Source organism: Paenibacillus sp. SYP-B3998 (assembly GCF_010820665.1).
Lineage (GTDB): Bacteria > Bacillota > Bacilli > Paenibacillales > NBRC-103111 > Paenibacillus_E.
The window spans coordinates 229,751-241,085 of the sequence record NZ_JAAIKC010000002.1; the positions used below are offsets into that span (position 1 = coordinate 229,751).

The window sequence follows — 11,335 nt, forward strand, 5'->3', positions numbered from 1 at the left end:
ATTAACCTTTGGCTGATTCTTTCACAATAGCAACTAACAATTCAGCAGTTTTCACCAAATCGCTGATTGCGATGTGTTCTTTTGTCGTGTGAATTTCATGGTATCCAACTGCCAAATTCACTGTAGGGATCCCCATGCCATTGAAAATGTTAGCATCGCTGCCTCCGCCGGAATGGAATGTGCGAGCAGTCAATCCAAGTGTAGACAACGCTCTAGCAGTTAACTGCACGATCGGAGCAGCGTCATCATGCATATAGGATGCATAGACGATATCCGCATGAAACTCGCACGTTGTTCCAGCATCAGCCGCTGCTGACTCGCATGCCTCTTTCATAGAGGCAATTTGCGCTTCCAGCTTAGGTTGTACAATACTGCGCGCTTCCGCTTCCAATTTCACCATATCACAAACGACATTTAAAGGCCCTACTCCTGAAAAACTACCAATGTTGGCCGTCGTTTCATTGTCGATTCGACCAAGTTTCATCCTTGAAACAGCCTTGCTCGCGACTTGGATCGCGCTAATGCCATCTTCTGGGTTTACACCCGCGTGAGCGGATAGACCATGAAAAGTGATTTCGATCTCCGCACGACCTGGAGCTGCTGTTGCAATGTCTCCGATGCTCCCATTGGAATCAAGCGCGAAACCAAACTTTGCCTCCATCAGCTTAGGGTCCATTGCGCGTGCGCCCTTAAGGCCGCTTTCTTCCCCTGCAGTAATGACGAATTGAATGCGTCCGTGCGGGATGTTTTGCTCTTTTAACACCAAAATACCTTCAATCATGGCCGCGATTCCTGCTTTGTCATCGCTCCCCAAAATTGTCGTACCATCGCTACGAATATAGCCATCGTCACCAATTTGCGGCTTAATGCCTTTACCTGGTGCTACCGTATCCATGTGAGAAGTAAAAAAGATCGTCGGAATCGCTTCATTCGAATCCGTCGCTTCAAGCGTGCAGATCAGGTTTCCTGATCCATGACCGCTCCTTACCATAGAGTCGTCTTCCACAACATGAAGACCAAGCTTGCTGAACTTCTCTTTCAGCACGACACAAATTTCTTGTTCAAATCTTGTTTCGCTATCGACTTGCACGAGAGAGATGAATTCTTCAACTAAACGGTTTTGCTGGATCATATACTTTCCTCCGATACACACTATAGGTTACAATAAAAACGATACAAGCTTTATACGATAAAAGGAGTGAATCGTTGTGTTTCAAAATAAGCGGTTATTTAAAGTGATTGTCTACGTGATGTTAATTACGATGGTGTTATCAAGCCTATTGTTTACTGCAGGCTTATTCTTTGATTCATAGGGTTAATATATTTTCGTTTCTGCGTTATAACCTTCTAGGTTTTCCTTCACTCTCTGAAGGAACCTTCCGCAAATGACACCATCTAGAATACGGTGATCCAAGGACAAACATAGGTTAACCATGGACCTCACGGCAATCATATCCTGAATAACGACAGGCTTCTTCACAATCGATTCGAAGGTCACAATGGCTGCTTGCGGGTAGTTGATGATCGGATAAGATAGAATCGAACCGAAGGAGCCTGTGTTGTTAACCGTAAACGTTCCACCGACCATATCGTTCAACGACAGTTTCCCTGCCCGTGTCTTCTTCGTTAATTCATCGATTTCTCTTGCTAAGCCCGCGATATTTTTTTGATCCGCTTTTTTGATCACCGGGGTCATAACCGAATCTTCCGTCCCAACTGACAAAGAAATATTAATATCTCGTTTAACAATAATTTTATCAACAGCCCACACCGAGTTAATAATTGGGTAATCTTTAATTGCATTGACAACGGCTTTCAGCATGAAAGCCAGATAGGTCAAATTAATGCCTTCACGGCGCATAAATTCATCCTTTACCTTGTTGCGAAGAACGACCAGATTCGTCACATCCACTTCAATCATCGTCCATGCATGAGGAATCTCGGTCACGCTTTGACGCATTCGAGTTGCAATCGCGTTGCGAAGCGGCGTTACATCGATGAAATGCTCATTACGGGCATCTAAGGAATGTCCTTCCGCCTCAATTAATGGCGTCGGCGGGTTCGCGGACAAGTGGATACCTGAGCTGCGAACAGGCTGTTTAGACGGTTGCAGTATTTCTCCAGCTTGCGGAACTGCTGCTTCTGAAACAAACTGACTAGGCTGTACAGCCACCCTAGGCGCTGCATTTGCGCCACCAGATGCGATAAATTGCTCCACATCCTTGCGAGTGATTCGTCCGCCTAGTCCTGTGCCCGACACTCGTGATAGCTCCACATTGTTGTCCTGCGCCAGACGATGAACAGCTGGTGAATAGCGGCCTCTCATACTTTGATCAGCGTCTTCCGATACAGCTGCACTCGCTTGAGAGATAACGCCAGCGCCGGGCTGCCCGGATTCGGAAATTCCAGTCGATGCTTCAACGGGGACTTCAATAAGGCAGATGGCTTCGCCAACAGCCGCCGTTTCACCGTCACCTACTATAATTTTAACCAATTTGCCTTCGATTGGAGAAGGCATCTCGGTGTTTACTTTTTCAGTGAATAATTCACAAATCACATCGTATTGCTCGATATAATCGCCAGGCTGCTTGAGCCATTTACCGATCGTCGCCGAAACTAAGCTTTCCGCCAGATGAGGAACCGTCACCTCAACGAGTCGACTGTTGGTTTCATTCATTGTTTGTACCTCCTACAAGTTTCCCCTAGGAAAACTATCTTCATAAGTTAAACCTCTAACGAAGTCTCACCTTGGAGAAACTGCGTCTAGAGGTTAGTTGAATTGTCTTTCTTAGGAAAGCCAAATTTAATTATCTATTTAAATCCATATGAAAAAGGGCTAGTTGCTGCCTAAAACATCGCAAGTTTACGCATAGCATCTTTTAGCTTATCTGCGCTGAGTAGGAAAAACTTCTCCATTGGCGGATTGTTGCCGACAGCTGGCACATCTGGGCCACAAAGTCTTGCAATTGGCGCATCAAGTTCAAAAAGCATCTCTTCCGCAATAATGGCCGATACTTCCGCACCGACACCACCCGTTTTGTTATCTTCATGCACGATAAGAACTTTACCCGTTTTGGCTGCTGCTTCAAGAATTGCCTCGTTGTCTAGCGGCTGCAGCGTGCGCAAGTCGAGCACATGCGCGGAGATGCCTTCTTTGGCAAGCTCCTCAGCAGCTTGCAAAGCGTAGTGAACAGCAATGCCATAGGCAATTACTGTAATATCAGTCCCTTGACGTTTCACATCTGCTTTGCCGATCGGGACAATGTAATCATCCTCTGGCACATCCGCGGATAGCGCTAAATAGCATTTCTTGTGCTCAAAATATAGCACAGGGTCACGGTCACGAATGGCTGCCTTCAGCAGCCCCTTGGCATCGTATGGATTGGAAGGCGCTACGATTTTGATGCCCGGCGTGCCGAAAAACACGGATTCCGGACACTGGGAATGGTACAAGGCGCTTGCGCCGGTTGCGCCATACGGGGCCCGGATAACAATCGGACATGTCCAGTCATTGTTCGAGCGATAGCGAATCTTGGCTGCTTCGCTAATGATCTGGTTCGTTGCTGGATAGATGAAATCGGCAAACTGGATCTCAGCGATCGGCTTCATGCCGTACATCGCCGCGCCGATCGCAACCCCCACAATGGCAGACTCTGCCAGTGGCGTATCGAGTACGCGATCTTCACCGAAGAGATCGCGCAAGCCTTTGGTGGTGTTCAACACACCACCCTTGCCCACGTCTTCGCCGAGTACGAAGACGTTCTCGTCAAGCTGCATTTCCTCGCGCATCGCTGAGCGAATCGCTTCTAAATAAGTAATAACTGCCATTGGCTACAGGTCATCTCCTTCCGCGTAAACGTGGAGAAGCGTGTCTTCCGGTTTCGGATAAGGCGCAAGATCAGCGTACTTGGTAGCCTCGTTAACTTCCAGCTTCTGCTTATCCTGAAGCTCGCGATCTTGTTCCTCGCTCCAGAGTCCACATTCCATCAAATATTCTTTAAATTTCACAATACCGTCTTTTTGACGATTTTGTTCAACTTCTTCCTTGGTTCGGTACAGCATGTCATCATCTGAGGTCGAATGCGGCATTAATCGGTAGGACATCATTTCAATCAATGTCGGGCCTTCGCCACGAATGGCTCTTTCCCTAGCTTCCTTCATAACGCGGTACATTTCCAGCGCGTCGCTGCCATCCACCTGATAACCAGGAAAGCCATAGCCAATCGCACGATCAGCGATTTTACCCGAGACTTGCTTATGCAGGGGGACCGAAATCGCATACTGATTATTTTCACAGACAAACACAACAGGCAGCTTATGCACACCCGCGAAGTTGCAGCCTTCGTGAAAATCCCCTTGATTACTGGAGCCTTCACCAAAGGAAACAAACGTAACAAAATCTTCTTTTTTCATTTTTGCAGCGAGTGCAATCCCTACAGCATGCGGAACTTGGGTTGTCACTGGGGAAGAGCCCGTAACGACATTATTTTTCTTATCACCAAAATGACCCGGCATTTGTCTACCGCCACTGTTTACATCTTCTGCTTTGCAGAAGAGGGAAAGCATTAAATCCTTGACCGTCATCCCTATGGAAAGAATGAAAGCGAAATCGCGATAATATGGAAGAAAGTAATCCTTTTGGGGTTGTAAGGCAAACGCCATCCCTACTTGACCTGCGTATTGACCCATTCCTGAAATATGAAAAGGGACCTTACCTGCACGCTGCAGCATAAGACCGCGCTCATCATATTTCGCAGTGAGACTCATAACCGTGTACATACGAACGGCTTCTTCGTCTGAAAGACCTAAGCTTCTGTGTTTGGAAAGCTGGCCGATTGACATGGAAGTTGCCTCCTTAATAATTTTAGCTAGAAATCTAGCCTCGTGAACATAATCCCAAAAATCAGAAAAAGCTAACTTTTAAAGCAACTAAAGTGCCCAAAATTTAATACCTGGTCCTAAGACTTGACTCTATAAGCTTATTATAAACGGAAACGTTTATGAATACAATTTTTATCCGTTACAATTATCCGCTGATCGCAATCCCATCCACAGCCAACATCGCTTCACCCAGTGCTTCTGATAAAGTCGGGTGTGGATGGATTGTTTGTCCGACTTCCCATGGAGTAGCATTCAGCACTTGAGCTAGCGCTGCTTCTGTAATGCTGTTCGTCACATGCGGGCCGATCATATGGACGCCAAGGATATCATTCGAATCGGCATCAGCAATCACTTTAACGAAACCGTCAGCTTCACCGTAAACTAGCGCTTTACCAATTGCTTTGAAGCTGAATTTCCCTGTCTTCAAACGATGTCCTCTTTCACTTGCTTGTTGTTCCGTCCAGCCTACACTGGCGATTTCCGGTCTCGTATACGTACAACGAGGAACCAGATGGGGATGAAGTTCATGAGGCGTCTGCCCTGCGATATGCTCTGAAGCTAAGATGCCTTCATGACCGGCCACATGGGCAAGCATAAGTCCGCCAATCACATCGCCTACCGCATAAATGTGCGACTCCGTCGTCTGCATGAAACGATTTACGCTGATGACCCCTTTGTCCACTTTAATATCTGTGTTTTCTAATCCGATTCCTTCGACATTCGCAATACGCCCTACGGAAACGAGTACTTTATCCGCTGTTAATTCAATGATTTCTCCTTGCTTATCTGCTTGCAGCGTCACTTGGCCGTCAACAATTTTAACGGAATCAGCAAGCACTTTCGCCCCAGTCACAAGGTTGATGCCCCGCTTCTTGAACAGTCGCTCCAATTCCTTGGAAATATCCGCATCCTCAAGACTTACGAGACGCTTGTCCAGCTCTACAATCGTTACTTGCACGCCAAAGTCGTTCAGCATGGATGCCCACTCCACACCAATCACGCCACCGCCAACGATGATGATGGACTTAGGAAGTTGTTCCATACGCAAAGCGTCCTCACTCGAAATGATATGCGTGCCATCAACGTCCAATCCAGGCAGATTCCGAGGTCGCGAGCCCGTCGCAATAATTAAATTGCTGGAGAGCAGCGTTTCAATGTCGCCATCTTCCTTCTCCACGGAGACAGCCCCACTCCGAGGCGAAAAAATCGAGGGGCCGATAACGCGACCGTTACCATAATGAACGGTGATTTTATTTTTTTTCATCAAAAATTGCAACCCTTGATGCAATTGATCAACGATACGATTTTTGCGCCCAAGCACAGCGTCAAACTTCAAATCAATGGATGAGGCCGTTATGCCGTATTCCTCGCTTTTCTTCATAGTGGCGTAAACTTCTGCACTGCGCAGATAGGCCTTGCTTGGAATACACCCCTGGTGCAGGCAGGTACCCCCTAGCTTTTCTCTTTCAACAACGGCAACTGTTTTGCCTAATTGCGCTGCGCGAATCGCGGCTGTGTAACCGCCAATTCCTCCACCAAGCACCACGACATCATATCTATGTTCACTCATCTCAATTCCTCCTCAGGTTTTCCATCAGGAAAACTTATTTCGTAAGCACTAGCGATTGGGGCCTTATGTTCAGACTAAAGGCTAGTTGTTAAGTGAAGGATGAAACTTTCACTTCCCTTATATGTATACGCTTGTCTCTATTATATTACCCCTTTTTGGGATCGAAATCATAGTCTTATTTGTGAATTAGACACGAAAACAGTTTCAGAGTATGATGATAGAAAACATTTGAAAAACAACGAAGGAGTCTTTATGAAAGCCCCATTTTATCGATTTGTTGCCATTCTCCTCCTTGTTATTCCAGGCATAACCGCTACTTACGGATTTCTGGCTATGAAGGATGCCGTTTTCGCCCAATTCAATACGGATATTGGGCATGTCCTCTGGGCAAAATTTACCCTTGGGCTTATTTTGTTCCTCATCGGCGTTGCTTTTATTGGAGGTTGGACATTTTTCCGTGATCGCAAACGTAATTATGTCGCCCCTAGGTTTAAAGCAAAACGCTCGAAAAAAATCAATTAGCAGGTCCCCGCTAACCAAATAAAGCCGAACACTAAGTTCGGCCTAATCGATCCAACCAATTCAAAAATTTGTTCTGTTCGATCAAACGTGTTAATGAGCTCGTTTCAGCACGGTGATGCAAATAAATTAGTACCACTAGCATGAAAATCTTGAGTCCTAGCGGGCCTACCGTAATAAATCCGTACCCAAGTGTAAATCCAAGCAGGTTCGCTCCCGCGTCTCCAAGCATGCCTTTAGCCTGTACATCGTGCCGGTATAGAAGAAATCCACCGATAAGGACTGGCGTAATGGGAAAAAGGTGCAGTTGATGCTTACCTCCAAACACTAGCACCAGACCAAGGGAAGTAAAAATAAAAACCTTCAAAGAACGCCCTGGACGAACATCAAGCAGGTTCATGGAATTCGTGATCAGCACGAGTAAAAGTAGTTCAATCCCCATCTCCCAGATGGGGATTTTTCCATTTCTCGTCGCGATCAGCAGCCAAGCAGCTACGCTCAGCGTTCCTAAAGCTTTAACCACTCCCGTAGAAATAACTCGCTTGTCCCGCCAATATCGCCAATGGCCCTTTAACCCCTTCACGGACTTACTGCCTAAAAGATCATCTGTCCAACCAAGCAAGAAGATGAACGTCGCGGCAAACATAAACATGCGATAATTTGACTCAAGTAAGGTTACTGCACGGCCGATGCTGGTTTCATTTGCGAGGAAGCCTTCCCGCATCGTTAGCGTAACTCGAAATGGTTCTACTAACAGTACTAACATGAGAATGATCTCCTGTGACCAAATCAGCAGCCACAACACAATCCCCATACCTCGTGCAATCGGGATACCCAGGTAGTTCGACTCTGTGCGGCCATGCGCCTCTAGGAAACGCTGGACGTGCGGCAGGAACCATCGTCCTAGCACGATCAGCACGATCAGATCGAAGAGCGATCCGATGAGGACCATGCTGGCTTTCGCTCCTTCCAACGAGTCAGCAGCGCCACCCCCACCGCGACGAATTGCTTGCCGCGGTGAACGAAGCCAGGCCAATCTCTTCCCGTTTGCCTGTGAGAGATGGGTACGTCAAGTTCGACGATGCGCAGACCGCAGCGCACCGCATCGATCGTCATTGCGACTTCCACGCCGAAGCCGCGTGAGAATCGCCCCAGCTCCCGTAGACAATCCGCGCGTACCGCGCGTTGTCCAGACAAGGGAGCAGCAGTCTTATAGCCGCTGAGACGAAAGATACCGCGGCGCGCTAAGCCCTTGACGAGACCAAAGCCTCCTCTGGCTGGGGAAAACGGCAGCTTTGCGATTGCCATATCGGCTTCGCATCGAAGCAGCGGCTCTATCAGAGCAAGGGCATACCCCGCCGATGCCTGAACATCGGCGTCCAGGAACAACAACACCTTGCCACGGGCTTTGGCAATACCAGACTGAAGCGCCGCCCCTTTGCCAAGGCGCTTACTGTGTCTAACCAACTTGTCTGCCCATGGCCAAGCTATCTCATACGTTCTGTCGCTGCTGCCATCATCAACGACGATAATTTCATAGATGAGCTCATCCTCCCACAAAAGCTCGGCATTTTCTTTCAAATAACGAAGTGTCCGAAAGATGGTTAGTTCTTCATTCCAAGCAGGAATTATAATGGAAATTTGCGGTTTCATCCCAACCAGCCCCAATCCCATTGCCATACCAAATGAGAGATTCGTCTTGTTATCCAATGCATTTGTAGTAAGCCGAGTGCGATGAGCCCTAGAGATAACAACAATGTAACCGAAACCTCTTTCAATTTGGACGACGCAGGCCGAAACAAAACGCCTATATTTTTGATGTCCACGACTCTCGCCCCTATTTTCATCCGAACAAGGAGCGTACTTCCCATCCCTTCCCTCCCCTTTTCCATGAAGTCAATCATATGGGTATGAGCGCCTACGGTCACGATCCACTCCCCTCGTTTCTCATTGGCAAGAAGCAGCGCGGCATCTTCACTGGTTCCAAAACATGGGAAAATATGAGCTTTTAGCCCAAGCTCATCAACTCTAGCCATTCCCGGCGCCGTTCCATCCTGATAAGCATGTACAACCAGCTCTGCTCCACAAGTGAGCGCGCGGTCCGTCACACTGTCCATATCACCAATGATAAGATTCGGCCGAAACCCGCATTCCAGTAGCGCATCAGCCCCGCCATCCACCCCTATTAATATAGGCTCTGTTTCACGGATAAATGCCTTTGCTTCCTGCAAATCTCGCTTATAGCCTCGACCTCTAGACACGACCAAGATGAACTTCCCTTCGAGCTCTGTTCGAAGCTCAAGCAAGGGCAATGGTTCCAGAACTGTATTTTTTTCCTGCATAGCAAAGGTTAATGTATTATCAATGAACTGAGACAAAAGTTGCGATACATTGTTCGTGGCTCGTTGATGTTGAATTAACCAGTCTTCTTTTGTAAAAGCTTTACATGGGATGCAGACTTCTTGAAAGCGGATGTCGTGTTCATAAATACTTATGTCGCAATGCTCATTAAATGTATGAAAAGTATCCAGATCTACCTCCCAAATTGGAATGTTTTGCTGGATGAGCATCAGAGGCCCCTGCGTCGGATAGGTACCGCTCATTGTTTGTTTACAATTAATCACGGCCTTGACTTTACAATCAATTAATTCCTGCGCAATAACCTCATCCAGATCGCGATGCTGAAGCACGACAATTCTCCCTGAGGGCAAGTCCCGAAGTAAAACTTTCGTAACTGCTCCCAAACGAACCTTTCCCTTACAAAGCGGCTGCGGCTTCGAGGAAAACAATGACAAAGAAGGCCAATTCATGAATAAACACCGACTTTCCTTTTCGCCTCATAGTAGCCTTATTTTACCCTCAACTGCCTTATTCTATGTATAATTTACCTTTCGATTGGCAAGCATTGGTTTAAGATCTTTCAGTAAAGGAGGAGAACCTATGGAGCTAAACATGAGTGCAGACGAAGTTCTAGGCCATATTGTACAGCTTCACAGCAACGGAGAGTCATTAGCTAAAAAAAACGTGAAGAAATTGCACCCCGATTTGATGAAAAACGCCTTATATTATTACCCTAGCTGGGAACATGCCCTGCAAAAAACTGGTGTCTCAACAATCGTCCATTAACATAAGTAGGTCCGCATACAAAAGCTCCGAAACGGGAATTGACCTGTTCCGGAGCTTTTTCAATCAGAATCTACGACTTCCCACTCGACCTGAATCATCTGATCGACCCAGGTCCGAATCTTAATTTCGATGGCGCTTTCGATCTCTTCATCCGTTAACTCGCCAAGCTTTTGTTCCGCAATTTCAAGCACATCCTGCTTAACCGACTGTCCAGCTACCGATAATTGAATCTGAATACGCATGCCTTCACCTTTTTCCGGAAACGGCCATATGTGTATAAAGAAAACTTTCCATTGCCGTCCCCCCAATTGTTTTTTACAATGAACATGCAAGACAAAATAAATTAATGAAAAGAGGAAACTTGATGTCACTATCATCTGCTCAAAAAAAACGCAAGCAGCACTTGCGAGAAGGTAAGCTTGATCCTACTATGAATCGACTAAACTGGAACGGAACAAACCCGATTTCTAAGATGACGCCTACCTTACCTGAATTACGCCATCGCCAAATCCATAAACACCAAATGAGGAATCTCAGCCGCTTGCAGGGTGATGATTCCTTTTTTCATGCCTTTTGGCGGATGGAAATGCCTTGTTCCTGCGCATAATGAATGAAATGTTCCTTTTCTTCCTGACGGAATGTATATTTGCAATCAAAACCGTTAAAAAACAAGGTCCAAGCGCTTACATATCCGTCATTGTCTAGGCTCAACTCAGCCACGTAAAGCGAATCCGGCTCGTCCTCGAATTGAAATCCGATATGCACAAGCATCTTCTCCTCCACAATCTCTTGCTCGCAATAATCAATAATCACGGGACTCAGCCTCCTATTGAATAAAATCTTTTTTATTTATATAATATACTAATGCACCCAAGCTAATAAAGTACGGTAAAACTTTGATATCGATCAAAGATCCCTATTGAGGTGATGCAAGTTTTGAGGAGGAATTACATAATGGCTTACGATCCGCAAGTTATTGATGCAAAAATAGTCAGTGATAACAAAAAAAATGGTCTTTTTGAAGTCGTCGTCTCATTGAAAGACCGGAACCAATGCCGTCTTTTTTTCGAAAGAGATGCTGAAACTGGAATTGGTAAAGTGACGAACTTGAATAGATTAATGAAAGAACCTTGCCCGATCTGCCGCAAAGATTACCTTTGCAACTGTCTTGATCGTTATAAACAAACGATTGCAGATCAAGCGATGCCTTACATAAAATAATCGCACGACTACAGACAA

At 46.3% G+C, this 11,335-nt stretch carries 14 protein-coding genes; 4 read left to right on the top strand and 10 right to left on the bottom strand.

The window, feature by feature from the left end; genetic code table 11:
• Position 1: 1 nt before the first annotated feature.
• The gene (locus GK047_RS09085) at positions 2–1,132 is read right to left on the bottom strand and encodes a M20/M25/M40 family metallo-hydrolase (RefSeq protein WP_163944480.1); all 1,131 of its coding nucleotides are present in this window, start codon (positions 1,130–1,132) and stop codon (positions 2–4) included.
• 76 nt (positions 1,133–1,208) lie between these two features.
• Between GK047_RS09085 and prli42 the strand changes: the two genes are divergently transcribed.
• On the top strand, positions 1,209–1,313 hold the full coding sequence (gene prli42 / locus GK047_RS29545) for a stressosome-associated protein Prli42 (protein ID WP_163944493.1): 105 nt from the start codon (positions 1,209–1,211) through the stop codon (positions 1,311–1,313).
• 2 nt (positions 1,314–1,315) lie between these two features.
• On the opposite strand, the gene GK047_RS09095 is transcribed toward prli42, so the two are convergent.
• The 4 genes from GK047_RS09095 to lpdA form a co-directional block, all read right to left on the bottom strand.
• Positions 1,316–2,677, bottom strand: a complete 1,362-nt coding sequence (locus GK047_RS09095; protein ID WP_163944496.1) for a dihydrolipoamide acetyltransferase family protein — start codon at positions 2,675–2,677, stop codon at positions 1,316–1,318.
• 170 nt (positions 2,678–2,847) lie between these two features.
• Positions 2,848–3,828 (bottom strand): alpha-ketoacid dehydrogenase subunit beta, encoded by a 981-nt coding sequence (locus GK047_RS09100; RefSeq protein WP_163944498.1) that lies wholly within the window; start codon positions 3,826–3,828, stop codon positions 2,848–2,850.
• 3 nt (positions 3,829–3,831) lie between these two features.
• Complete coding sequence (locus GK047_RS09105) at positions 3,832–4,842, bottom strand: thiamine pyrophosphate-dependent dehydrogenase E1 component subunit alpha (protein ID WP_163944501.1); 1,011 nt, start codon at positions 4,840–4,842, stop codon at positions 3,832–3,834.
• 184 nt (positions 4,843–5,026) lie between these two features.
• Positions 5,027–6,451, bottom strand: a complete 1,425-nt coding sequence (gene lpdA / locus GK047_RS09110) for a dihydrolipoyl dehydrogenase (protein WP_163944517.1) — start codon at positions 6,449–6,451, stop codon at positions 5,027–5,029.
• Between the two features lie 252 nt (positions 6,452–6,703).
• On the opposite strand from lpdA, the gene GK047_RS09115 reads away from it, so the two are divergent.
• Positions 6,704–6,973 carry a DUF2627 domain-containing protein gene (locus GK047_RS09115; RefSeq protein ID WP_163945302.1) on the top strand — a complete coding sequence of 90 codons (270 nt, stop codon included), beginning with the start codon at positions 6,704–6,706 and terminating at the stop codon, positions 6,971–6,973.
• 31 nt (positions 6,974–7,004) lie between these two features.
• On the opposite strand, the gene GK047_RS09120 is transcribed toward GK047_RS09115, so the two are convergent.
• The 3 genes from GK047_RS09120 to steA are packed head-to-tail and all read right to left on the bottom strand — an operon-like array spanning position 7,005 to position 9,780.
• Entirely contained in the window at positions 7,005–7,922 is a 918-nt protein-coding gene (locus tag GK047_RS09120; RefSeq protein WP_163944519.1) for an MraY family glycosyltransferase, read from the bottom strand.
• Positions 7,892–8,623 (bottom strand): glycosyltransferase family 2 protein, encoded by a 732-nt coding sequence (locus GK047_RS09125; RefSeq protein ID WP_163944521.1) that lies wholly within the window; start codon positions 8,621–8,623, stop codon positions 7,892–7,894. The genes GK047_RS09120 and GK047_RS09125 overlap by 31 nt, the downstream gene beginning before the upstream one ends.
• Positions 8,620–9,780 carry a putative cytokinetic ring protein SteA gene (gene steA, locus GK047_RS09130; RefSeq protein ID WP_163944524.1) on the bottom strand — a complete coding sequence of 387 codons (1,161 nt, stop codon included), beginning with the start codon at positions 9,778–9,780 and terminating at the stop codon, positions 8,620–8,622. Before steA ends, GK047_RS09125 begins: the two co-directional genes overlap by 4 nt.
• A 130-nt stretch (positions 9,781–9,910) precedes the next feature.
• On the opposite strand from steA, the gene GK047_RS09135 reads away from it, so the two are divergent.
• Positions 9,911–10,096 (top strand): hypothetical protein, encoded by a 186-nt coding sequence (locus tag GK047_RS09135; protein ID WP_163944527.1) that lies wholly within the window; start codon positions 9,911–9,913, stop codon positions 10,094–10,096.
• Between the two features lie 59 nt (positions 10,097–10,155).
• On the opposite strand, the gene GK047_RS09140 is transcribed toward GK047_RS09135, so the two are convergent.
• Together GK047_RS09140 and GK047_RS09145 are read right to left on the bottom strand one after the other, a co-directional pair.
• Complete coding sequence (locus GK047_RS09140) at positions 10,156–10,338, bottom strand: hypothetical protein (protein ID WP_163944529.1); 183 nt, start codon at positions 10,336–10,338, stop codon at positions 10,156–10,158.
• A gap of 322 nt (positions 10,339–10,660) precedes the next feature.
• On the bottom strand, positions 10,661–10,909 hold the full coding sequence (locus tag GK047_RS09145) for a hypothetical protein (RefSeq protein ID WP_163944531.1): 249 nt from the start codon (positions 10,907–10,909) through the stop codon (positions 10,661–10,663).
• 141 nt (positions 10,910–11,050) lie between these two features.
• Between GK047_RS09145 and GK047_RS09150 the strand changes: the two genes are divergently transcribed.
• Positions 11,051–11,317 carry a hypothetical protein gene (locus tag GK047_RS09150; RefSeq protein ID WP_163944533.1) on the top strand — a complete coding sequence of 89 codons (267 nt, stop codon included), beginning with the start codon at positions 11,051–11,053 and terminating at the stop codon, positions 11,315–11,317.
• The last annotated feature ends 18 nt before the right edge of the window (positions 11,318–11,335 follow it).